The organism is Planococcus beijingensis, from assembly GCF_016820615.1.
Classification (GTDB): domain Bacteria; phylum Bacillota; class Bacilli; order Bacillales_A; family Planococcaceae; genus Planococcus; species Planococcus notacanthi.
The window spans coordinates 257,861-281,634 of record NZ_JADHDZ010000004.1 but is presented as its reverse complement, the minus strand read 5'-3'; the positions used below and the strand labels follow the sequence as shown (position 1 = coordinate 281,634).

Annotated in this window: 23 protein-coding genes and 1 other annotated feature; of the genes, 18 read left to right on the top strand and 5 right to left on the bottom strand. The window is 46.2% G+C overall.

Going from position 1 to position 23,774, the window contains the following annotated elements:
- Positions 1–2: 2 nt before the first annotated feature.
- The 4 genes from IRE19_RS12365 to coaW all read left to right on the top strand — a co-directional run bounded on the left by IRE19_RS12365 (position 3) and on the right by coaW (position 3,856).
- Positions 3–1,085 carry a M42 family metallopeptidase gene (locus tag IRE19_RS12365; protein WP_349291276.1) on the top strand — a complete coding sequence of 361 codons (1,083 nt, stop codon included), beginning with the start codon at positions 3–5 and terminating at the stop codon, positions 1,083–1,085.
- 324 nt (positions 1,086–1,409) lie between these two features.
- A complete protein-coding gene (locus IRE19_RS12360) occupies positions 1,410–1,997 on the top strand; it encodes a GNAT family N-acetyltransferase (protein ID WP_203340754.1) in 588 nt (195 codons plus the stop codon).
- Between the two features lie 105 nt (positions 1,998–2,102).
- Positions 2,103–2,277, top strand: a sequence feature (16S ribosomal RNA rRNA prediction is too short).
- 81 nt (positions 2,278–2,358) lie between these two features.
- On the top strand, positions 2,359–2,673 hold the full coding sequence (locus IRE19_RS12355; protein ID WP_203340618.1) for an RNHCP domain-containing protein: 315 nt from the start codon (positions 2,359–2,361) through the stop codon (positions 2,671–2,673).
- A gap of 367 nt (positions 2,674–3,040) precedes the next feature.
- Positions 3,041–3,856 (top strand): type II pantothenate kinase, encoded by an 816-nt coding sequence (gene coaW / locus IRE19_RS12350; protein ID WP_203340617.1) that lies wholly within the window; start codon positions 3,041–3,043, stop codon positions 3,854–3,856.
- An 84-nt stretch (positions 3,857–3,940) separates the two neighbouring features.
- Here the strand turns inward: coaW and IRE19_RS12345 are convergent, their stop codons facing one another.
- From IRE19_RS12345 to IRE19_RS12335, 3 genes are all read right to left on the bottom strand, one after another.
- A complete protein-coding gene (locus tag IRE19_RS12345; RefSeq protein WP_203340616.1) occupies positions 3,941–4,483 on the bottom strand; it encodes an MFS transporter in 543 nt (180 codons plus the stop codon).
- Positions 4,480–5,913, bottom strand: coding sequence for an FAD-binding oxidoreductase (locus IRE19_RS12340; RefSeq protein WP_203340615.1), 1,434 nt, complete (start codon positions 5,911–5,913; stop codon positions 4,480–4,482). The genes IRE19_RS12345 and IRE19_RS12340 overlap by 4 nt, the downstream gene beginning before the upstream one ends.
- A 156-nt stretch (positions 5,914–6,069) precedes the next feature.
- Positions 6,070–6,627: a nitroreductase family protein gene (locus IRE19_RS12335; RefSeq protein WP_203340753.1), complete on the bottom strand. Its 558-nt coding sequence runs from the start codon at positions 6,625–6,627 to the stop codon at positions 6,070–6,072.
- A 155-nt stretch (positions 6,628–6,782) separates the two neighbouring features.
- Here IRE19_RS12335 and IRE19_RS12330 point away from each other — a divergent pair, with 155 nt between their 5' ends.
- Positions 6,783–8,186, top strand: coding sequence for a protoporphyrinogen oxidase (locus tag IRE19_RS12330; protein WP_203340614.1), 1,404 nt, complete (start codon positions 6,783–6,785; stop codon positions 8,184–8,186).
- A gap of 143 nt (positions 8,187–8,329) precedes the next feature.
- Here the strand turns inward: IRE19_RS12330 and katA are convergent, their stop codons facing one another.
- Positions 8,330–9,796 carry a catalase KatA gene (gene katA, locus IRE19_RS12325; protein ID WP_203340613.1) on the bottom strand — a complete coding sequence of 489 codons (1,467 nt, stop codon included), beginning with the start codon at positions 9,794–9,796 and terminating at the stop codon, positions 8,330–8,332.
- Positions 9,797–10,015: 219 nt separating this feature from the next.
- The gene (locus IRE19_RS12320) at positions 10,016–11,068 is read right to left on the bottom strand and encodes a C40 family peptidase (RefSeq protein ID WP_203340612.1); all 1,053 of its coding nucleotides are present in this window, start codon (positions 11,066–11,068) and stop codon (positions 10,016–10,018) included.
- A gap of 473 nt (positions 11,069–11,541) precedes the next feature.
- Here IRE19_RS12320 and IRE19_RS12315 point away from each other — a divergent pair, with 473 nt between their 5' ends.
- The 13 genes from IRE19_RS12315 (at position 11,542) to IRE19_RS12255 (ending at position 23,760) form a co-directional block, all read left to right on the top strand.
- Positions 11,542–13,098, top strand: a complete 1,557-nt coding sequence (locus tag IRE19_RS12315; protein WP_203340611.1) for a fatty acid--CoA ligase — start codon at positions 11,542–11,544, stop codon at positions 13,096–13,098.
- A 61-nt stretch (positions 13,099–13,159) separates the two neighbouring features.
- Positions 13,160–13,555: a hotdog fold thioesterase gene (locus IRE19_RS12310; protein WP_203340610.1), complete on the top strand. Its 396-nt coding sequence runs from the start codon at positions 13,160–13,162 to the stop codon at positions 13,553–13,555.
- Between the two features lie 229 nt (positions 13,556–13,784).
- Positions 13,785–14,555, top strand: a complete 771-nt coding sequence (locus IRE19_RS12305) for an SDR family NAD(P)-dependent oxidoreductase (protein WP_203340609.1) — start codon at positions 13,785–13,787, stop codon at positions 14,553–14,555.
- 50 nt (positions 14,556–14,605) lie between these two features.
- Positions 14,606–16,174, top strand: a complete 1,569-nt coding sequence (locus IRE19_RS12300) for a long-chain-fatty-acid--CoA ligase (protein WP_203340608.1) — start codon at positions 14,606–14,608, stop codon at positions 16,172–16,174.
- A 25-nt stretch (positions 16,175–16,199) separates the two neighbouring features.
- Entirely contained in the window at positions 16,200–17,375 is a 1,176-nt protein-coding gene (locus tag IRE19_RS12295) for an acyl-CoA dehydrogenase family protein (RefSeq protein WP_191715341.1), read from the top strand.
- A 28-nt stretch (positions 17,376–17,403) separates the two neighbouring features.
- The gene (gene fabG / locus IRE19_RS12290; protein WP_203340607.1) at positions 17,404–18,168 is read left to right on the top strand and encodes a 3-oxoacyl-ACP reductase FabG; all 765 of its coding nucleotides are present in this window, start codon (positions 17,404–17,406) and stop codon (positions 18,166–18,168) included.
- A gap of 16 nt (positions 18,169–18,184) precedes the next feature.
- Positions 18,185–18,634: a MaoC family dehydratase N-terminal domain-containing protein gene (locus IRE19_RS12285; RefSeq protein ID WP_191715343.1), complete on the top strand. Its 450-nt coding sequence runs from the start codon at positions 18,185–18,187 to the stop codon at positions 18,632–18,634.
- Positions 18,631–19,029 (top strand): MaoC/PaaZ C-terminal domain-containing protein, encoded by a 399-nt coding sequence (locus IRE19_RS12280; RefSeq protein ID WP_203340606.1) that lies wholly within the window; start codon positions 18,631–18,633, stop codon positions 19,027–19,029. Before IRE19_RS12285 ends, IRE19_RS12280 begins: the two co-directional genes overlap by 4 nt.
- Before the next feature lie 36 nt (positions 19,030–19,065).
- Positions 19,066–20,238: an acetyl-CoA C-acyltransferase gene (locus tag IRE19_RS12275; protein ID WP_203340605.1), complete on the top strand. Its 1,173-nt coding sequence runs from the start codon at positions 19,066–19,068 to the stop codon at positions 20,236–20,238.
- Between the two features lie 5 nt (positions 20,239–20,243).
- Complete coding sequence (locus tag IRE19_RS12270; protein ID WP_349291275.1) at positions 20,244–20,660, top strand: acyl-CoA thioesterase; 417 nt, start codon at positions 20,244–20,246, stop codon at positions 20,658–20,660.
- A gap of 35 nt (positions 20,661–20,695) precedes the next feature.
- Positions 20,696–21,844, top strand: a complete 1,149-nt coding sequence (locus tag IRE19_RS12265) for an acyl-CoA dehydrogenase family protein (RefSeq protein ID WP_203340604.1) — start codon at positions 20,696–20,698, stop codon at positions 21,842–21,844.
- A gap of 41 nt (positions 21,845–21,885) precedes the next feature.
- On the top strand, positions 21,886–22,749 hold the full coding sequence (locus tag IRE19_RS12260) for a branched-chain amino acid ABC transporter permease (protein ID WP_203340603.1): 864 nt from the start codon (positions 21,886–21,888) through the stop codon (positions 22,747–22,749).
- Positions 22,750–23,760: a branched-chain amino acid ABC transporter permease gene (locus IRE19_RS12255; protein WP_203340602.1), complete on the top strand. Its 1,011-nt coding sequence runs from the start codon at positions 22,750–22,752 to the stop codon at positions 23,758–23,760. It begins immediately after the preceding gene.
- Positions 23,761–23,774 lie beyond the last annotated feature (14 nt).

The following is a 23,774-nucleotide window of genomic DNA, read 5'->3' as shown; positions in this document are numbered from 1 at the left end:
GGGTGTTGTATGAGTTACTGAAAGATTTATGTGAACTGATCGGGCCAAGCGGCTTTGAACAGGATGTACAGCGTTTCATCAAAAATGAAATTCAAGACAAAGTAGACGTGCTGGAAATCGATGCGCTCGGAAATCTGATTGCCACAGTAAAAGGGACAGATCCGGAAATGCCGTCGATCCTCTTGGCAGCACATGCGGATGAAATCGGGTTTATCGTCAAAAAAATCGAGCCGAACGGAACATTGCGTTTTGAACTGCTGGGTGGATTCGATAACCGCGTCTTGCTTGCTCAGCCAGTTGCTATTAAAGGAACGGACGGCTATATAGAAGGTGTGATCGGAACTTTGGCTGTTCATTACGTGAAATGGGATGATCCAAAGCGCATCGCATCTCATCGGGATATGTATATCGATGTCGGGGCATCTTCTGCTGAGGAAGTTCTGGAAATGGGCATTAAAGTGGGGCAGCCAATCAGCTATGGCAGCGGCCTGAAGTTAGCGGGAGATAAAAAGCGTAATCGGGTAGTTGGAAAAGCGCTGGACGACCGGGCAGGATGTGCAGTGTTGATTGAATTGATTGACCGGCTTCAAGCAAATCCTGAGAAACGCCATGGCGATATCTATTGCGTCTTCACTGTGCAGGAAGAAGTGGGATTAAGAGGGGCTTCTGTATTATCGCCGAACAAGAAACCAGACTTTGCACTGGCGATTGATACGACACCGACCAGTGATACGTATGATGTATTGATGACGGGGACCAGAGTTCTTGGGCAAGGTCCGTGCATCAAAATTGCAGACAAGTCATTGATTTCGCATCCGCTTGTCACCGGACTTTTGGAAAAAGTAGCAGGAGAGCAAGATATTCCTTATCAACAGGAAATTTTCATGGGGATCGGGACGGATGCAGGAGCCATTCACATGACTTCGACTGGAGTTTCATCAGGCGTCGTATCGATTCCTTCACGTTATACCCACACGCCGATTGAAATTGTCGATTTAGAGGATCTTGAGAATACCGTGCGCTTAGTCGAAGCATTTGTACTGTCGTCAAAAGAGTTAGTTGGAAAGAATTTTTTGGATACATGAACAGCGTGGCCGGGTGTCTTACTAAGACATCCGGCTTTTTACTGAGTAGAATTATTTTACATTACCTCAAAAATCATATTGTTCGTAAAAGTAGGTGAGGATCAGCGAACGTTCGTAAAGTGATTTGACATGTTTACGAACGTTCTTTTTGGTCATTTTCAGCCCTTTTCAAATCGTTCGTAAAAGTGTACTTTTACGAACGCTTCTAAATTAAGTAATACCAACTTTGAGAAACTGAAGATAATAATAAATAGAGTAATCAATTAATTAGTGCAAAAAGTGCTGATGATTGATATGGTATTAAATGAAAGAAAGGATGAGGAAATGGAAATTAGAGAATACCGTCAAACAGATGAGATCGGTTGGGTTAGATGCAGAGTGCTCGCTTTTTTGGATACAGCCTACTTCGATAATGTGTTGCAACGAAAAGAGAGTTATGAGAATCCGAGTATTGAATTGGTGGCAGTGAGAGATGGGCAAATTATCGGGCTTTTAGATGTAGAGTATGAACAAGTGGAACGAAGTGTATGCTCCAGAGGTGAAGGATTGGGAGGGATGATCTGGCATATAGCCGTTCATCCGGACTATCGTCGTCAAGGCATCGGAGAGAAATTGCTCCAAGAAGCAGTGAATCGTGCCATTCCGTTGGGGCTAAATCGGTTTGAAGCATGGACACGCGATAATCATTGGGTACAGAAGTGGTATGAAAAAATGGACTTCCAGACTGTAGAATCTTATTATCATGTATACTTTGACGGTAAAGAAGGAGAGGGAATAATATCAACTTCTGTTCCCAAATTAAATGTAGTACATAGCTTTGCACATTATACGGGAGATAATATTGACCAGTTTAGAGGCACAAATCAAAGAATACATGAATGCGTTTGTTTTGAAAAATATTTTCATGCATAATAGTTATAGAGAATAGTCTGATTATCTTGAATATTGGAGTGATTTTTTGCACTACGATAAAAACTGCCGGCGTGTCTTCTAGGGGACGGATGCCAATGCCAGTGATTAAGGCGGAACACTTACTAGTGGAGGGTGGTAAAAGCCGTCCTACAGTGGTTGATACAAATTCTACAAAATCAATCGTGGTCCGGATCAAAAGATGAAAAATGCTTTTGTGAAGCAGGAACTAGAAGTAATCGCACTGTAGAGCAGCGCGGTGAATCTGTACATTCCCCTTGAAAGCCTGGACCTGACCTAGTCAGAAAAACTAAACGGAACCCTTTCTCCAAAGATGAAAAAAATCATCTTGGAGGAAGATACGTTGAGCAGAAAAAAAGAAAATACCGAATTCCAATGTGAACAGTGCCAAGCTCAAATTAATCCCGTGACAAATGGAAGTTTTCGCAACCACTGTCCATTTTGCTTGCATTCAAAGCATCTGGACCATCAACCTGGAGACCGTGCAAGTAATTGCCGTGGATTGATGCGTCCAATAGGATGGGATTATTTAAGTAAAAAAGGATATCAAATTATCCATCAATGTAATAGGTGTGGAAAAGTACAAAAAAATAAAGTTGCCATTGATACTAGGCAAGAGGACGAGTTTCTCTCGTTTATGACGAAGTATTCTAACTGAAAAAGATCAGATTATTCTCCGCCTTCACGCATGAAAGCCTGCGTGAAGGGTTTTATTTATTTCCTTCAACTAATGAAATTCTCTACGAAGTATTTATAATCAATAAAAAAACAGTTTACATATGAGGGATTATCGGAAGTAGAGCACAACACTTATAATCAGCCCTCTTTGGAGCAAGACTTTGATGGGGTTCTTTTTTACGTAGCGCTCACCGCAGCAAGACGGTAGATAACACCCCAAAAAGATAGCTAACTGATTCAACTTGCAAACATCTCCCATAAAATAATCGAGTATGGTAGAATTTCATCATATGTTTATAAATTATCTGGCATTTTATAGAAGGATGCGAGAAAGAGCAGGTGCGGAAATGATTGTCGGAATAGATGCAGGCGGTACGTTGATCAAAGTGGCGTATACCGAAAAAGGGAAAGTCCATTTTGAAAAATATCCGATTGCTGAATTGGAGCAGGTTGCCGACTGGGTGAATGGTCTTGGCGACTGTCAGGTTTGTGTAACAGGAGGGAAATCAGGTGTTCTCGTTTCATTGCTCGATCAGCCGGTACAGGAGATGGTGGAATTCGAAGCGACACACCTTGGTGTACAAGTGTTGCTGAAAGAGATGAACCTTCTGGAGGACGCTTATCTGGTGACGAATGTGGGAACCGGAACATCCATCCATTGCATTCAGGACAATGTCCAGGAGCGCTTAGGCGGTACCGGAGTCGGTGGCGGGACATTGATTGGCTTGAGCCATCTATTGACGGGTGTTACCCGTTACGATGAGATCGTGGCGTTGGCGAGCCAGGGATCCCGTGACCGTATCGATTTGAAGGTCAAGCATATCTACGAAGGCAAGGAGCCTCCGATTTCGGGTGAATTGACGGCCAGTAATTTTGGGCAAGACTTATTTTCGATTTCAAGTGATCTGACAAAAGAAGAGTTGTTGGCCACGGTCATCGGGTTGGTTGGCGAAACGGTCAGTACGGTGAGCGTTCAAGCAGCACGGCAATGCAGAAGCTCAACCATTGTGTATATCGGTTCTTCTTTCATCGACAACCCATTATTAAAAGAAGTGGTGAAAAGTTATACGATTCTGCGTGGCTCTGTTCCCGTGTTTCCCGATAATGGAGAGTTCTCAGGGGCGATGGGCGCCATGTCTGTTTTAAACAAAAAGACTGTATAACTTCTCTGTAAAAAGACGTCTTCTGTCCAGCCATTGTGATGGCAGGATGGAAGACGCCTTTTTTAATGGAAAGAAGTGTTGATATTACGCTTTTGCAGTTTCAAGTTTCCAAAGCTGCAGCCCGCTCCAGGCAAAGACCAGGGAAGCAATATAAAAAATGCTGGCAATCGTCAGAAAATCGACGAGGTAGCCTGTGGCGATGACGGCAATGGCCGCGGCGGCCGATGTCCAGACATGGTAGTTTCCGATTTGCGTCCCAGCGATTTCTTTTGTCACATAGCGTGCCAAAACCGTTTTTTCAGAGTTTTTCTGAACAGCTCCCAAGACGCCCATAAGCACTTGCAGAATGTATACATGCCAAACCTCTGAGGCCAGCGGAAAGAACAGCAATAGAATAGCCATTCCCCAGGAGTAGATAAAGAGCAGGGTTTTATCCCCGACCCGGTCTGCGTATTTTCCGATCAAGGGAAAGCATAGAGCGGCAGTCAAGGCGAACAGGCCGTATGCCCAGCCAAACTGGGCATAGCTGTCGCCGACGTTCCGGATCAACAGAATATAAAACGGGAATATCATGCTGGATGCCATGCCAATTGTGCCCTGATAATAGATAAAACGTTTGTAGTTCATGGGCGATACTCCTCGTAAAATAAATTCATGAAGCGATGGTCCGGATCAAAACGGTCCTTCAGTTCGAAAAATTCTTCAGTTCTCGGATAAGCTTTCTCCATTTGTTTTTTTGTGGGATAACCGAAATAAGGCAAGTAATAACTGCCGTCATGCGCAAGTGTAGCGTCGATCATTTCGCGGACAACTTCCTGCGTCTTTTCCACACTTTCTGCATCGGTTCCCTGATTGATCAACAGCACAAGCGAAAACATGTCCTCTTTGGCGTAGGACAGGACCGCATTGTCATTTTGTTCAACATAACGGATGGTGACATTCAATAAATTGAAATCGGGGTGAGCTTCAAGCACAGCTTTCAAAGCAGGGATATATTCTTCAAATTGCCCGACCGGAACAAAGTATTCCTGAAGAATTTCGGTTTTTCGGCTATTGTCGTACTCCATAAATTCTGAATCTGATCGCATGGCATTGTTTCGGGAAACCAGATTGCCATCGATTTTTTCTGTGTAGATTTTTTGGGTCTTCCAAAAGCTGTTTTTGCCGGCATCGTTAATGCGCGAAAGGCCAAGGAAAAACTTTGGTACAGCGACGAGGTTTTCATCCTTCAGATTTTGGTAGTCGTCCAGCTGTTCCTGGTCCTGTGAAGACTTGTAGGTGATGGTGTACATCTCGTCCATAAAAGATTCCGGCGCAATGGAAATGCGGGCCAGGTGCATTTTGGCATCCGGATTTCCCTCTACTTGCTGTTTGAAATACGAAGGATAATCGCTGTAGGGCATACTGTCTGTTTCGATTTCATACAACTCATCGTCCGTAAGCTGCAGCGTGACATCCAAGATGATGCCGAACAAGCCATAACCGCCGATGACAGCAGCAAACAACTCCCTGTTTTCTGTGGGACTTAACTGGAGGATTTCCCCATCCGCATTCATGAAACGCATCGAGGACACCGTATCCGATAGACCCCCGTTGCGAATGTCCAGCCCATGGGCGTTGACGCTCAACGAACCGCCAACTGTGAAGATATTCTGTGATTGGCTGACTTTCAGCGATAAACCATGTGGGTTTATGGCTTCCTGAATGTCCGCCCATGTCGCACCGCTTTGGACTGTCACTGTTTTTGCTTGCGGGTCGACTCCCAAGATTTGATTGTATGGCTTCATATCAATCATGATGCCGTTCGGGTACACTGTCTGTCCGCCTTGGCTGTGCTGCATGCCTGCGATGGAAAGGATATCTTCGTTTTTCTTGGCTTCTGCTGCGATTTTCTGAAGCTCTTCCTCACTCATACCGGCTTTCACAGTTTTAATCTCGACGGGCAAGAGCCGCTGATGGAGTTCGGCAGCAGGACCATTTGATTGTGCCGAATAAAGGTAGATGGACAAGCTGAAGATGCACAGGTAGAGAAGGACCATCCAAACTGTTTTCATCATACCGCCATCCCTTCGCTCAAATTGCTTTATTGATAAGACCGCAACGATACGGAATGGTTCCCATGTTACGTAAATAATAGATAAAGACGAATTGTTTCTTGCGGATTGGAATTTAAAAAAGAGATGCCGCTTCTGGGGCATCTCTGAACCTATTCGTTACTCGCTGATGATGGTCAGTTTTTCGCGGATATCGGTACGCTCCTGCTTTGCGGGGACGTGGGCAGGGTAGCCGATCATCATCGTAGCGATGATTTTCTCGCCGGGCTTCACGCCGATGGCTTCGCGGAACACGGGGTTGTAGATCCAGTCGTTGGAGCGCCAGATCATGCCGATGCCGCGTTCCCATGCAGCCAGCTGGAAGTTTTGCAGCATGGAAGAAACTGCGCCGTAGTCTTCATCCCATCTTCTTTGTCTCGGATCTTCAGGCATGACGACAACCAGGTGCAACGGAATGCTGCGGAAGTAATCGGCTTTATTCAGCGCTTTGGGCGGGATTTCTCCATCCGGTGTGCGCATGGCTTCAAGAAACGCCTGGACGAACTTTTCTTTTCCGCCGTCTGTATACAGCAGAAAATGCCAAGGTTCATTGACTTTATGGTTCGGTGCCCATTTAGCCACGTTCAAAAGCTCGATGATCTCTTCGACATTGACAGCATCAACCTTGAATTTCTTGATTGAGCGTCTTTCCATTATATTCTGATCAATAGCGTTCATCATTGTAAGTCTCTCCTTTTCGCAATGTACATGCGGGTATCTATCTTCATCCTACCATGTACAGGCCAGAAAAGCGTATCAAAACAGACAAAAAGAACAAGGCTGACAGCCCGAAATATTGGTAGAATAGAAGCATAAGCAAGGAGTGGATTAAGTTGAAAAAAGCTGTAGTCATCGGGGGAGGCATCACCGGCCTTTCCGCCATATATTATTTACAAAAGCTGAACCAGCAAGAAAACCTTGATCTTGAGCTGGTGCTGATTGAACGGGAACAGCAGTTAGGCGGCAAGATTAAGACCGTAGCAGACGATGAATTTATTATGGAAGTTGGAGCGGATTCCATCGTTGCACGCCATGCCAGCGTCATGCCGCTGATTGAAGACCTTGGGCTTTGGGACCGGGTTGTCTACAACGGCACAGGAATTTCTTATTTATATGCCAATAATGTGCTGCATGCCATTCCAAAAGATACGGTATTTGGCATTCCTATGAGTAAAGAAGCGCTCTTTAGTTCGACGCTTGTTTCTGAAGAAGGAAAACAAGAGGCGTTGAAGGACTTGGACAGTGCCAACAACAGCTTTACACGGGACAGCTCAATTGGAGCGTTTCTTGAAGCGTTTCTTGGCAAGGAATTGGTCGAAAACCAAATTGCACCTGTTTTATCAGGGGTCTATTCGGGGAATCTCCACGAATTGACCTTGGCTTCGACATTGCCGTATCTGGTTGATTACAAAAATAAATACGGCAGCATCATTAAGGGATTTGAAGCGAACAAAGAGTTTTTCCAAGGGGCGGCGAATAAGAAGTTCATTTCTTTTGATCAAGGGATGCAAGTTCTGATCGATGGCTTGGAGAACAAGTTGGAAGATGTCCGTATTCTGAAAGGGACTGGAACCCGATCGGTTAAGAAAGACGGAGAACGTTACTTGGTTGAGCTCGAAGACGGAGAAGCCATAGAGGCGGATTATGTGATTTTAGCGACGCCCCATCAAGTGGCCCAGAAGCTTTTAGGAATAAAAGAGTTGGATAATGAATTTGACCAATTCCTGAATTCGTCATTGATCAGTGTCTATATGGGGTTTGATATTCCAGACAAGCAGTTGCCGGAAGATGGGACCGGTTTTATCGTCTCACAAGAAAGCGATCTGCATTGCAATGCCTGCACATGGACCAGCCGGAAGTGGAGCCATACGTCGAAGAGCCATAAATTGCTGGTTCGGCTATTCTACAAGAGCTCGCATCCCAGCTATGGCATGCTGAAGGATTTGTCTGAAGACGAACTGGTCAAAGTGGCAAGAGAAGATGTCCGAAAAAGCTTGGGAATCAAGGAAATACCTATGGCTGTTGAAGTGACGGGTTGGAAAGATCTCATGCCTAACTACCATATGGGCCATAAAACAGCGATCAGTGAGTTGGAGCTGAAAATGGAGAGCTCAGTCCCTAACGTGAAACTGGCGGGTTCTTCTTATTTCGGCGTAGGCATTGGCGCTTGTATCCAAAACGGTGCTGATTTGGCAAAAATCATCGCCAATCAATTAGTTGATGTAGAGAACGAGTAGGAAAAGAGACCTTAGCGGGTCTTTTTTTTGATGGCTAACAAAAAATTAATAGCTGAATTTTTATCTCTAAAATCAAAAAAACCGTTTATCCCTAAAAAGGATAAACGGCTAATTGAGAATATTGGTAGATTTTTATCAATTAATTACTTTGTTTCAGTAAGATCGGGAACTGAAAGACCGAGGCCTTCAGCTACGCGTGTACCAAATTCAGCATCTGCTTTGTACAAATGGCTGATTTGGCGAAGCTTGATGTCTTCTTTATCGACAGCGCTTAAGCCGCCAACAAATGTTGCCACAAGACGTTCTTGCTCTTCTGGGCTTTGCAGGCGGTAAAGATCGCCTGGTTGTGTGTAATAGTCTTCTTTGAAATATGGCACGGAATCCGTAACGCCGGCTACTTCAAGTGGAGCTGGTTTAGCAGCTGCAGTTTCAGTTGGCCCGCCGTAGCTGTTTGGCTCGTAATAAACAGAACCGCCGCCGTTATTGCCAAAGTTCATTTGGCCGTCGCGCTGGTAGTTGTTGACTTGGTTTTTCGCTGCGTTGATCGGCAGCATTTGGTGGTTAGCGCCTACGCGGTAACGGTGTGCATCGTGGTATGCGAACAAACGGCCTTGAAGCATTTTGTCCGGTGATACGTCGATACCAGGAACCAATGTACCTGGAGAGAAAGTGGCTTGCTCGACTTCAGCAAAATAGTTCTCTGGGTTGCGGTTAAGCACCATGCGGCCAACTTCAATCAACGGATAGTCTTTGTGAGACCATGTTTTCGTTACATCGAATGGGTCGAAGCGATACGTGTTCGCATCTTCCAAAGGCATAACTTGTACATACATTTTCCAAGCTGGGAAGTCGCCTTCTTCAATGGCATTGAAAAGGTCTTCTGTGTGGAAATCGGGATTTTCGCCAGCAATTTTGTCAGCTACTTCCTGCGTGATGTTTTGGATGCCTTGCTCAGTTAAGATGTGGTATTTGATCCAAACAGATTCGCCTTCAGCGTTTGTCCATTTGAATGTGTGGCTGCCAAAACCATGCATGTGACGAAGTGTTGCAGGAATTCCGCGGTCGCCCATCAAATAAGTGACTTGGTGCAACGATTCTGGTGATAATGACCAGAAGTCCCACACTGCGTTAGGGTTTTTCAAGTGCGTACGTGGATCACGTTTTTGGGTATGGATAAAATCAGGGAATTTAATTGCATCCTGAATGAAGAAGATTGGCGTGTTGTTGCCGACTAGGTCATAGTTTCCTTCTTCTGTATAGAATTTCAACGAGAAGCCACGTGGATCGCGGACAGTGTCAGCAGATCCAAGTTCGCCTGCAACTGTTGAGAAACGAGCGAATAGTTCAGTTTTCTTGCCGACTTCCGATAGGAAAGCAGCTTTCGTATATTTAGATACATCATTAGTGACTTCGAAATAACCATGAGCACCTGCGCCTTTAGCGTGTACTACACGCTCAGGAACACGTTCTCTGTTGAAGTGTGCAAGTTTTTCGAGAAGATGAACATCTTGCAATAGGACTGGACCGCGTTGTCCGGCTGTCTGTGAGTTTTGGTTGTCTCCGACTGGGGCACCCCAGCTGGTTGTTAAACCTGTTTTGTTTGTACTCATGAATCGAACACCTCATTCTCTTTTTTTGTGTTAAGCACTACAAACTTAATGATACCATTTTTCAAATGAAAATCAATCCTAAGTAATAATGATTATAATTAATGGAATACTTTTTATGTCAAACTATTGACTTGAATCCAAAAAAGAATGAAAGAAGAGCAGCACCGGTTTGACCGATGCTGCTCTTTTCCATCTTTATTTGCGCTTGCACTTTTCTTGTTACTTCATGACATTCAAGCGCTGGTAGCTGTCGAAATGTTTGCCCCAGTAGCTGTCATTCATGCTGGTGATTTGCACTTTAGCGCCTCCGGCATGAAGGAAGCTGTTGTTGCCGATATAGATGCCGACATGGGAAATCCCCGCACGATACGTATTTTTAAAGAATACAAGATCGCCGACTTGCGGTGAACTTACAGTGGAAGAGATAGCATCAAGTCCGGTTGTGTTGGTGCGTGGCACTGTAATGCCAGCTTGGTTGTATACATAATAGATGAAGCCGCTGCAATCAAATCCGCCTGGAGCGGCACCGCCCCATTTATAAGGAGTGCCTAGGAAAGAGTTGGCGATTGAGACGACTGATGAAACTTTTCCGGAAGTCGAAGGTGCTGCTACAGGATTAGATACGGTCACAGGCTGCTTGCTTACGGAGGTGCCATCGACTTTCAATGTTTGGCCAACACGGATCGTGCTTGTTTTCAAACCATTTGAGCTCATCAATTGAGAAACTGACATGCCGTGGCGTTTCGCGATGTTCGTTAATGTATCGCCGCTCACTACGCGGTAAGTACTGGTTTTAGAGACAGCAGGAGCAGCGGCTGGTTCTTTGACGACTGTTGCGGGTGCAGTTGCTTGTGCTTTTCCGCTGACCGTCAGTTTCTGTCCAGGGCGGATGTTGCTGCCTGACAGTTTATTCAATTGCTGAATGGAGCTGACGCTGGTGCTGTGGATGCGTGCTATGTGTGATAAAGTGTCTCCTGCTTTTACTGTATATGTACTGGCAGAACTGGCTGATGTTTTAGGAGCACTGGTCTTTGTTGGAGTGGCTGCCGGAGCTGAAACTGCTGCGACTTTGAGTGACTGCTTCGGATAAATTGAATTGGATGATAGCTTATTCCAAGTCAACAATTGGTTCACTGAAATGTTATTGCTTGAAGCAATCTTCCATAGCGTATCTCCTGGCTTCACTGTGTAAGTACTGGCTTCTGTATCGGAAGTCCCGATTGCAAATGTTAGTGCAGTTGCTGCAAATAATGTAAAAATAATCTTTCTCATTCCCTAACCCCTTTTTCTCTGTCTATTTATAGATAATTCAATCTATTATCTCTGAGTTACTTAATTCTATATAATTAGTTCTCCATAGGCAATAAGTTTTAATATTACATTTGTGTTACAAAGATAAAGGTAACAGGATTCCGATTTGAAAATATTTTTTTAATTGATTTTGCCAACAGGTGATTGACCAACGACTTCTATTACTAACTATCGGCATTTTTTATGAAAAGTTAATGGCTAATGTTAAAAAATTATCTTTTATTTTGTGAAGTGAAAGGGAAAGTGACTGTTCGCCCTTGAAGATTCCAATCGCTCAAAAACGAAATATCTCTAAGATGTGGGCCTTTTATAAAAATAGGGACTAATCTCATACAAAAGATGAGTCTTTGAATTGTTGCAATATTACTTTTTTTCTGACATCATAAAATTAAATCGTTAAGATAACGCTTTCATAAAAGGAGGAGGAAGAAGAAATGTATGCGACGCTTGGCAAAATCTTTGATCAGACGGTAAGCCAATACCCGGATAAAGAAGCACTGGTTGATATAAGAAGAGGGCAAAGATGGACCTATTCACAATGGGATGAAGAAGTCCATCGGTTAGCGAATGCGCTGACGGCAGCAGGAGTCAGCAAAGGCGATCGGGTTTCAAGCTTTTTGTTCAACAACAGTGAATTGCCTACCGCATTGTTTGCTTGTGCAAAAATCGGGGCGATCTTCAATCCGATTAATTTCCGCTTAAAGGCCGAAGAGCTGGCGTATATTTTAAACGATGCTACTCCTGAAGTTGTTTTGTTTGAGAGAGCGTTAAAAGAAACAGTTGCAGGGGTGGCGGCCCAGTTTCCAAGTATCCAATTCTGGTATATAGATGAGGATGTGCCGGATTATGCAGTCAACTACCGTGAACGGGTCAACGCTGCGTCAACGGCAGATCCGACTGTAGAAGTGGATGAAATGGATACGTACGCCATCATGTACACCAGTGGAACGACGGGGAGGCCGAAAGGTGTAATCCATCGCCATCGCGATATGGCTGAACAAAGCATGACATGCATTGCGATGCTGAAATACACCAAAAATGACGTAGGTCTTGTTATTGCGCCGATGTTCCATTGTGCAGAATTGCATTGTTGCATCATTCCGCGGGTTCAGGCCGGTGCATCCAGCATTATCATGCATCAATTCAATCCTCAAGCCGCAGTGGACACAGTCGAAAAAGAGAAAATTACAGTCATGTTTGCAGTCCCGACCATGTGGAGCATGATGTCCGACATCGAAGAAGCGGATTTGAAAGTCAAAACATTGGAGCGGGGATTGTACGGCGCGGCTCCAATGGCACCAGTCCTGGTTAAACGCGTCAAGGAAGTGCTTGGAATCGATTTGATCCAGGCGTATGGCCAAACGGAAATGGGGCCGGCCATCACGTTCCTTGCTGAAGATGAGCAGCTGACCAAAGCAGGATCAGCAGGCAAACCTGCCTTTAACCATGAAATTCGAATTGTACGGCCAAACGAGAAAGGCCCTGCGGAACCGGATGAAAGATTGGGTGCATTCGAAGTGGGGGAAATCATCGTTCGGGGGCCAAGCATGATGGCGGGTTATTTCCATCGGCCGCAGGCGACATCCCGTGTATTGTATAAAGGCTGGTACCACACCAGTGATTTAGGATATCTGGATGAAGATGGCTATTTGTTCGTAGCGGATCGTGTGGATGACATGATCATCAGCGGGGGAGAAAACATTTACCCGCGTGAAGTGGAAGATGTGCTGCATGAGCATGAGCTGATTCAGGATGTAGCGGTGCTGGGAATTCCGGATGAAAAATGGGGCGAAGCGGTCATGGCGTTTGTGGTCGTAAAAGATTCTTCATTGACGGAACAGCATTTGGAAGAATTCTGCCTCAACAACGATAAGCTTGCGCGCTTTAAGCGGCCGAGAACTTACCGCTTTGTCGATGAATTGCCCCGCAATGCCAGCGGCAAAATACAAAAGTTTTTATTGCGGGAATTGTACGCGAAAAGTAATGTATAAGAAAATGGCCTCTCAGCCAATTACTGAGGGGCTTTTAAATGAAAAAAGGGGAGTGTTGTTTATGCAGATGAAACCAGTGGAAGAAACGATTGCAGGCGTATTGGGGATTGAATTCGGGGATATTACTCCAGACAGAGTAACAGCGACTATGCCTGTGCACGCAGCTACTCATCAACCGTTTGGACAGTTGCACGGTGGAGCCTCGGTTGTATTGGCGGAATCGGTTGCCAGTGTCGGGACCTGGCATTTAATCGACCAGGAACATGAAATTGCAGTCGGTCTGGAAATCAATGCCAACCACCTGCGCGGCAAGCAGGAAGGCATTGTGACCGCCATCGGCACACCTTTACATAAAGGCAGAACAACCATGGTCTGGGACATCAAGATTGTAGATGAAGAGGAAAAGCTTATTTGCGTTTCCCGGTGCACTGTGGCGATTGTCAAAAAGAAAAAGTAACCAACAGTTTCCACTACGGTCAATTAATTGGCGTAGTGGATTTTTTATGGAAAATAAAAATTATTGTTAACAAAAACAAATTGTTGTTGTATACTGAATTTTAAGAAAATAATAGCGCTTACATTTTTCAGCTGCCTTTTTTCCAAAAGGTTTTTTTAAAACAGTTAACATACCGTCCGTTCAGTATTTACATACCGTCCGTATAGTATGAGGGGAGGAGGAATAAAAAATGGCGGATTCATTATTTGATTTGACAGGGAGAACGGCATTGATCACAGGAGGGGGAAGTGGTCTTGGGCGGAACATAGCAGAAATTTTTGCTGAGTATGGAGCGAATATAGCCGTTTGCTCCCGAAAAATAGCTAATTGCCAAGAAACCGTTGATCAGCTGGAAAGCCGCTATGGCGTTAAAGCACACGCTTATGAATGCAATGTCGGCAGCGAAGAACAAGTGAAAGCTGTAGTGCAGTCGGTGTTGTCTGATTTCGGCAGCATCGACATCCTGGTCAATAACAGCGGGGCGACATGGGGGGAAGAAACAGAAAAAATGCCATTGGATGCATGGGAAAAAGTAATGAATGTCAATGTTACTGGGACTTTCCTTATGTCCAAGGAAGTGGGCGGACACATGATTCGCAGTGGCTACGGAAAAATCATCAATATCGGTTCGGTCGCCGGTTTAAGAGCGGAACCGCCGGAAGTGCTGAATGCCATCGGATACAGTACGAGCAAAGCGGCTGTCCATCATTTCACCAAAGATTTGGCGCGTAAATGGGCAGGCCACGGATTGTATGTCAACGCTATTGCCCCCGGTTTTTTTGAAACAAAAATGACAAAGCACGTCATTGCACAGCATGCAGAAACAATTGTCCATAAAAATCCGATGAAAAAGCTGGGGGATACCAGATCGCTTCAAGGAGCCGCACTTTTTCTGGCAGGCGCTGCCAGTGATTACATCACTGGCCAAGTGATTGCAGTGGACGGCGGAAGTTCATTATAAAAATTCCGGCTGAAAGTTGAAAGAGCATCAAGTTCAAAAGGAGGAGAAGCATGGATAGACCTTGGTTAAAGCATGTAGCAGAAGGCAATCCGAAAAGCATTGAGATACCGAATATTTCATTGGTGGAATTGTTCAGGCAGTCGGCAGAGGAATACGCGGACCATACAGCGGTCACTTTTTTCGATAAGACTTACAGCTATCGGGAACTGGAGGAGGCGATTAGGCATTTTACGAAAAAACTGGCTGGAATAGGTATTCGGAAAAATGACCGTGTGGCCATCATGTTGCCGAATTGTCCGCAGTATCCCATCAGTTTTTATGCCGCACTATCCTGTGGAGCTACCATCGTCCAGTTGAATCCAATGTTCCAACCAGCAGAACTTCTTCACATTCTCAATGATTCGGAGACAAAAGCCTTAATCATACTGAATCGGTTAATGCCTTTGTTCGACAGCATCAAAGATCAGACTTCGGTCCAACATGTACTGGCCGTGGGGCTAGACGGTGGTGCCGCAGAATCTGCTCCAATTGGCGATATGCCTCGCCTGATGATGAATCCCAAAGAAGATGTAGCGGTCATCCAGTATACAGGCGGCACAACCGGGCTCCCGAAAGGTGCCATGCTGACGCATCGCAACATCGTCGCCAATACCCTGCAAAGTGCTGCAACTTCTGAAGTAACAACCAAAAAAGGAAAAGAGAAGGTGCTGACCATATCGCCTTTGTTTCATGTTTACGGCATGACCAGCGGCATGAGCGTCACTTTCTATAACGGAGGCAACATGATTCTGGTGCCGAAATTTGATGTTGGCCAAGTAGTGGAGCTGATTGAAAAAGAAAAGCCGACTGCATTTCCAGGAGTGCCTACCATGTACATCGCATTGCTGGATTATCATCGATCGAGAAAATTCGATTTGAGTTGTTTGGAATCCTGCAGCAGCGGATCAGCTCCTTTGCCGCTGGAAGTACTTGACCGGTTCAATGCAATCAGCGGCACCACTGTGGCGGAAGGCTACGGTTTATCCGAGGCATCACCTGTAACCCACAGGAACCCGGTTCGAAGCTTACAAAAAAATGGCAGCATCGGCATTCCGTTGCCGAATACCGATTCACGGATTGTCGATATCGCGACGGGGCAAGAGACCTTGCCGGTCGGCCAAGTAGGTGAATTGGTTGTACGGGGACCGCAAGTGATGAAAGGCTATTGGAACAGGCCGGAAGAAACCGCTGTGGCGATTCGGGAAGATTGGCTGTACACCGGGGATCTCGCGAAAATGGATGAAGACGGATTCTTTTACATCGTCGGACGGAAAAAAGAAATGATTTTGGCGAGTGGGTTTAATGTCTATCCAATCGAAGTGGAAAACGTCCTTTACCGTCATCCTGCCATACGGGAAGCAGCTGTTTTCGGAGTTCCGGATGCGTATCGTGGAGAAACCGTTCGAGCGGTTGTCGTCTTGAACGAAGAAGTGACAGAAGAAGAGTTGATCGCCTATTGCCGCACCCAGTTATCGGCTTATAAAGTGCCGGAAGCGATTATCGTTGTGGAAGAACTGCCTAAAACGGCTGTCGGGAAAATACTGAAACGCGCTTTGCAAAAACAGTACGCCGATTTATAAAAAATCAGGAAACGGGGAGATCAACATGCATTTACGTTTATCAGAAGAACAGGAAATGATTCAAAAAACAATACGCCGATTTGTGGAAAAAGAATTGATTCCACTGGAAAACGAAGTCCTGAAAAATGAAAGGGAAGGGCGTCCAAGCCTCGAACCGGAAAAAATGAAAGAACTTCAGAAAAAAGCCAAGGACTTCGGCTTTTGGGGCATCAATACTCCAGAGGAATACGGTGGGTCGAATCTTGGCCAAATGATGCTGGCCATCGTTTTGATGGAAGTTTCCAAAACCTTTGTGCCGTTCACATTTGGAGGTTCGGCTGACAATATCCTGTATTACGGAAATGAAGAACAAAAGAAAAAGTACTTGATCCCGACCATCAATGGAGAAAAGAAATCCTGCTTTGCCATGACGGAACCGGAAGCCGGATCTGATACGCAAAACTTGAAAATGACAGCTGTCAAAGACGGCAATGAATGGGTCTTGAACGGGGAGAAAACCTTTATCACAGGCGGAAATGAAGCTGATTTCGTCATGGTGATCGCCATTACGGATAAAGAGCTGCACCAGCAAACTGGACGTTCCGGTGTGACTTGCTTTATCGTCGACCGGGACATGGGCTGGAAATCCGAATACATCGATACGATGGGCGAATGGGGACCTGCCGGATTGGTCTTCGACAACGTCCGTGTACCGGAAGAAAACGTCTTGGGTGAAATCAACGGCGGCTACAATTTGGGGCTTGAATGGATTGGTTTTGCGCGTTGGGTAGTTGGAGCGCGGGCAGTGGGGATGAGTGAACGGTTGCTGCAGATGGCGATCGATTATTCGAAAGACCGCAAAACCTTCGGCAAGCCGATTGCGGAACGCCAGGCGATCCAATGGCCGATTGCTGATTCAGCAGTGGAAATCGAAGCGGCAAAATGGCTGGTGTTAAATGCTGCCTTCACGTTGGACCAAGGCGAAGATAATCGCCATTTGGCGTCGATGGCAAAATTGTATGGCGCAAACATGGGCAACCGGGTCGTGGATCGGGTTCTTCAAATCCATGGTGGCATGGGCTATACGCGTGAATTGCCGATTGAACGTTGGTATCGTGAGGCGCGGCTATGGAGAATTTACGATGGAACAGACGAAATCCAACGTATGATCATTTCAAGAAACTTATTGAAGGGCCACGTGAAAGTGGGCCAATCGGTTTAAACGAATGGAAGAAAAGGGGGGCATACCAATGGGAAATTCATTTGAAGGAAAAACAGCTTTTGTTACAGGGGGGAGCCGAGGGATCGGCCGCCAGATTGCCGAACGATTTGCAAGTGAAGGCGCCAATGTAGCGATCATCGATGTGAACGAGGAAGCGCTCCAGGCAGCTCAAGAAGAAATGGCTGGCAAAGGTTATTCCATTTATACAAAAAATGCCAGCGTAACGGATAAAGAGCAGATAGAACAGGCAATGAAAGAAGTGTTTGAGCGATTTGGTTCGATTGATGTACTTGTTAATAACGCGGGCGTCATCCGAGATAATATGCTGTTTAAAATGACGGACGAGGATTGGCTGACGGTTACAGATGTCCATTTGAAAGGCGCATTTTATGCAACGCGGGCTGCACAGCAATACATGACCCAAAACAAATATGGCCGGATCATCAATATTTCGTCGACATCGGCGTTAGGCAATCGTGGGCAAGCCAATTACGCTACAGCTAAAGCAGGACTTCAGGGCTTTACAAAAACCTTGGCAATCGAACTTGGTAAATATGGCATTACAGCCAATGCAGTAGCTCCTGGTTTTATTGAGACGGATATGACAAAAGCGACGGCTGAACGCATCGGCGTACCTTTTGAAGAATTAATCAAAGCGAGTGTTTCCGCTATTCCGGTCGGCCGCAGCGGCAAGCCTGAAGATATTGCAAACGCCGTTGCCTTTTTTGCAGATGAACGTTCTTCATTTGTCAGCGGACAAGTTTTATACGTAGCGGGTGGACCGAAAAACTAAATGGGGAGGTGCAGCTATGCTGAAAGAAAGCATTGGGAAACGTTCAGACAAAGTGAAAAACACGATTGAAAGAGGGGCGGTCCGGAAGTTTGCAGAAGCGATCGGTGACCCTGCTCCCATTTTCATCGATGAGCAGGCAGGTGCCGCTTCGCGCTACAAACAAAACATTGCACCTCCTACATTTCCAGTGACCTTTGATGCTGGGAAAATCGACGGATTGGATCTTCCTTCTAAAGGATTGATCCATGGGGAGCAAATTTACCATTATGAAAGGCCGTTGCTTGTTGGAGAAGATGTCTACTGCTGGATGGAAGTAAAAGATTATTACGAGAAAAGCGGCAATTTCGGTGAGATGGGATTTTTGGTCGTCGTAAAAAAAGGGCAAAGCCCAGACGGTGAACTCCTGTTCACGGAAGAACGCATCGTCATCATCAACGAAGCCGCCAGAAAGGGGATGGCGGTATGAACCGGATAGTGGATTTACAGCAAGGTGACCGTTTGCCACTTATTCAATTGGATCCAGTATCGCGTTTGGATTTAATCAAATACGCGGGAGCATCCGGCGATTTTAACCCCATCCATACCATCGACGCAGAAGCTGAAGCGGCAGGATTACCAGGCATCATCGCGCATGGCATGTGGACCATGGGGAATCTGGCGAAAATTTTTACGCCTCATCTGGAAGAAGGATTTATCCAACATTACGCCATTCGTTTTAAAGGCATGGTCTTCCTGGGGGATGTCATTACGTTGAAAGCGACTGTTGTTGAAAAGCAGGACAAGCAAGTGACATTTGAAGTTCAAGCAGCCAATCAAAGCGACAAAGATGTACTGAAAGGTGAACTCGTTTTTGCATTCTAAGCACCTGTTTATTTGAGAAAAGGGAGGCGGACATTCGTGAAAAGAGATGCAGTGATCGTATCGGCGGCACGAACAGCAATCGGAAGGCAAGGCGGTGCTTTGTCATCCCTTCCTGCTCACGTTTTTGGAGCGGAAGTAATCAAATCAGCAGTAGAACGGGCAGGAATCGACGCAGCTGTGATAGATGATGTCATCATGGGCAATGTCTTAGGGGCAGGAGGAAATATTGCGAGGTTGACGGCATTGGAGACGGAGCTTGGAATGGAACTTCCGGGCATGACAGTCGACCGGCAATGCGGTTCCGGAATCAACGCGATCAATCTGGCGGCACAAGCCATATGGGCAGGGGACGGTGACGTTTTTGTAGCCGGCGGAGTTGAAAGCATGAGCCGGGCGCCTTACTTGATGGAAAAGCCGGAAAAACCCTATAGCCCGGGCATGCCGAAATTCAGGAAATCACCGCTGTCGTCCCAGAAAATCGGGGATCCGCCAATGGGGATTACAGCTGAAAACTTAGCGGAAAAATACGGCATCAGCCGTGAGGAACAGGACCGTTTTGCCTTGGAGAGCCAAAGGCGTGCTGGCCAAGCCATAGAAGAAGGGCGTTTTGATGAGCAGATAGTATCTATCCAAATTCCGGTTCGTAAAGGGGAGCCGATTGAATTTAAAAGAGATGAGCATCCCCGTCCCCAAACAACTGAACAAGCCTTGGCCAAACTGCCGCCAGCCTTTCTTGAAGGCGGCACAGTGACGGCCGGAAGCAGTTCAGGTTTAAATGATGCAGCTGCAGCGACAGTCATAATGTCCAGAGAAAAAGCAGAAGAACTGGGCCTCAAAGCATTAGCGGTAATCCGGGCGCATGCGGTTGCCGGTGTAGATCCGAATATCATGGGCATCGGCCCGGTTCCAGCAACACAAAAAGTCCTGAAAAAAGCCGGCCTTGATTTGGCTGATATGGATTTGATTGAAATCAATGAAGCTTTCGCAGTCCAAGTGCTCGCCTGTGACAAAGAATTGAAGATGGATCTGGACAAAGTGAATGTCAATGGAGGGGCTATCGCACTCGGCCATCCACTCGGTGCGACAGGCGCTATTCTGGTAACCAAGGCAGTTTACGAATTGGAGCGTTCAGGCGGGAGATATGCACTCATTACAGCCTGTATCGGCGGCGGCCAAGGGATCGCCACCATAATCGAGCGGGAGGGATAGCGGCTGTGGAAAAAATACCGGATGTGAATGTTTACGTAAGATTTTGTGAAACCGACGCCGGGGGCCACGTCAGCAACGTCAGTTATTTCATTTACCTGGAAGAAGCCCGTTCAAAATTCTTCCAGGCTGTCGGTTTTACCGGGAAAGAAAAAAGAGGAAACATCGATTTTATCGTCGCTTCTACGAGCTGTGATTTCTTGGTCCAGGCTTACGCGGGACAAACCTTGGCCATTGCCACAAAGGTGGAGCGGATCGGCACCAAAAGTTTTAAACTGGCGCACGAAGTAACCGATAATAAAACCGGAAACCGGATTGCTTCGGGGTGGGCGACAATCGTCTGTTTTGATTACCAGAAGCAGCAGACTGAAAAAGTGCCGCCGATACTCCGTGAAATACTTGAGAAATTTTTGGTGACGGCATAGACTATCGGGCGGCTTGAAAGAAAAGAGGAATGACAATGGATTTCAACTTGAGTGAAGATATTCAATTTCTCAAACGCAATGTTCGCGACTTTATCCAAAACGAAGTAGAAAAAGTAGCGATGCAAATTGAAGAAGAAAATGAAATTCCGGATCGGATTATCCAGTTATCGAAAGAAATGGGTTTGTTCGGTTTGAGCATTCCAGAAGAATATGGGGGACTGGGCATCGATATGGTCGGGAAATGCGCGCTCTATGAAGAAATTGGAGCAACGCACAACGGTTATACAACGCTGATCGGAGCCCATACAAGCATAGGCACTGTGGGAATTGTCGAGATGGGCAATGAACAGCAAAAAAGAAAGTATTTGCCGGATATGGCTTCGGGAGAACGGCTTGGCGCTTTTGCGCTGACCGAACCCCAAGCGGGTTCTCATGCAACGAACTTGAAAACGACTGCCGTTAAAAAGGGCGATAAGTATATATTGAACGGCCTTAAGCATTATATTACGAACGCCACGAGAGCGGACGTGTTTACAGTAATGGCAGTAACCGATCCTGAAAAAGGGGCGAAAGGCATCACTTCATTCATCGTGGAAAAAGAATTTCCGGGCTTCCAAGTGGGAGTTGTAGAGAAAAAGATGGGCCTTCACGGTTCCCATTCAGCAGAAGTTATCATGGAAGATTGTGAAGTGCCTGTTGGAAATGTGCTGGGCAGTGAAGGCCAGGGGTATGTCAATGCGCTGAAAATACTGGCGAACGGCCGGGCTGGCCTGGCAGCCAGAAATCTAGGATCATCCCAGCATCTTCTCGATTTATCTGTCACTTTCGCCAAAGAACGTGTGCAGTTTGGCAAGCCGATCATTGAGCATCAAGCTGTTGCCCATATGCTTTCCGAAATGGCGGTGGATGTAGAGGCGCTGCGCTCCTTTATGTACCGTGTAGCTTGGATGGTCGACCAAGGCCAGCAAGTGATCAAAGAAGCGGCGATGGTGAAATTGTTCGGTTCCGAAGTGTATAACCGGGTTGCCGATAAGGCGCTTCAGGTTCACGGAGGGATCGGTTATATTGCCGATTATCCGATTGAACGGTATTACCGTGACGCGAGAATCACGCGGATTTACGAAGGGACTTCTGAAATCCAGAAAAACATTATCGCGGGGCGTTTGAGTAAAGAGTATTCTTAGCAATTGATCCGGTCAGATTATGAGGAAGAGGAGGGGGAAAGATGGACTTATTTTTGCAGCAGGTTTTTAATGGGCTTACTCTTGGAAGCGTTTACACGCTTGTCGCTATTGGTTTGACGCTGGTTTTCGGTATTTTGCATATTCCGAACTTTGCGCATGGTGCGCTGTATTTAATTGGTGGCTACGTCACGCTGATGGTCATGACCGCTACGGGTGTCCATTATTTTATTGCCATCATCGCATCGATTGTCGTCGTAGCGGTGCTCGCAGTCTTAATGGAACGGCTGGTATTTCATCCGCTTCGGAATTCACCGCCAATCCATGACAAAATTGCAGCTATCGGTCTGGTGTTGTTTTTTGAGGCATTGGTTCAACTTGTATGGGGCACCGAATACCTGCGCATGCTGACGCCGTTCGACAACAACATCTCGGTGGCAGGCGTATCGATGACCAGCCAGCGGCTTCTAGTGATTGCGGTGACTTTCGCGGTCGTCGTCTTATTGACGCTGTTTTTGAAAAAAACCATGATGGGCGCTTCGATTCTTGCTATGGCACAAAACCGCGAAGGGGCGTTTCTAGTCGGCATCAATGCCAATAAAGTGGCCATGATGACATTTGCAATTTCAGGCGCCTTGGCTGCAATTGCCGCTTCTCTCGCTTCTCCGATTAATCTGGTGTTTCCGGCAATGGGGCATTTGGTCATCTTAAAAGCTTTTGTGGTCGTCATCATCGGTGGGATGGGCAGTATTCCCGGAGCCATCATCGCAGGGCTCATCCTTGGATTGACGGAAAGCATGGGAGCTACGTATATTTCGAATGATTATAAAGATATGATTGCGTTTTTATTATTGATCGTCATCATGACAGTACGTCCTAAAGGGTTATTTGCAAAGGGGGTCTATTAAGTGGATAAGATTTTCAATCACCGCACCCTGATTGCTTTATTGGTTGTCTTTGCACTGGTATTTCCCTTGATCTATGCAGAAAACCGCTATGTGCTGCACGTGATGACCATCGGGTTCATCTTCACGATCAGCGTCTACGGCATGAACATCATCGCCGGTTTTACGGGACAGTTGTCTCTGGCGCATGCTGGATTTTTCGCTATCGGCGCCTATTCTCTGGGGATTTTGACGACGCGGACAGAAATGAATTTTTGGCTGGCTCTCTTGCTGGCGGTGTTGATCACCAGTGCTGCCGGATTGGTGCTCGGAGCCATTGCGCTTCGAACGAAAGAGCATTTCTTCGCTATTTATACCTTGATTGTCGGCTACCTGATTTACCTGCTGATTGATAAATGGGATGGACTGACGGGCGGAGTTCGCGGATTGATCGGCATTCCAATTCCGGATCCGATCGGGCCATTGAACTTCGAGTCGGCGACATCGATGTATTACCTGGTGCTGTTTTTCCTGCTGCTGTCCATTTTCATTGCCGTTCGCATTGTCCGCTCTCTGACAGGCAGAACGTATATCGCCATCCGCAACAGCGAAGATCTGGCACAGACACTCGGCATCAATACCAAAGTGAATAAGCTGGTGTCGTTTGTCATTTCAGTCGCTTATGCCGGACTGGCCGGTGCTTTATACGCTTCCTTGACCCGCTTTATCGGTCCGGATGTGGCAAGTACGAATATGGTCTTCAACTTTCTCATGTATTTGATTGTCGGGGGGATCGGAACCCTTTCCGGTCCACTTGTCGGAACAATGCTGTTTATCTGGCTGGAACAATTCCTGAGAAGCTATCAGGAATATCATTTATTGATTTTTGGTCCGATCCTGGTCATCATGGTCATTTTCTTTCCGACGGGGATTGTTGGAGGATTTTACCGAATCAAAGCCAAGCTCCAGCAGAAGAAAGTGCCGAAGGACAATAGATACTTCAATCCGGTTCCAGTGAAATCGACGAAAAAATAAAGGGGGATGTCAAT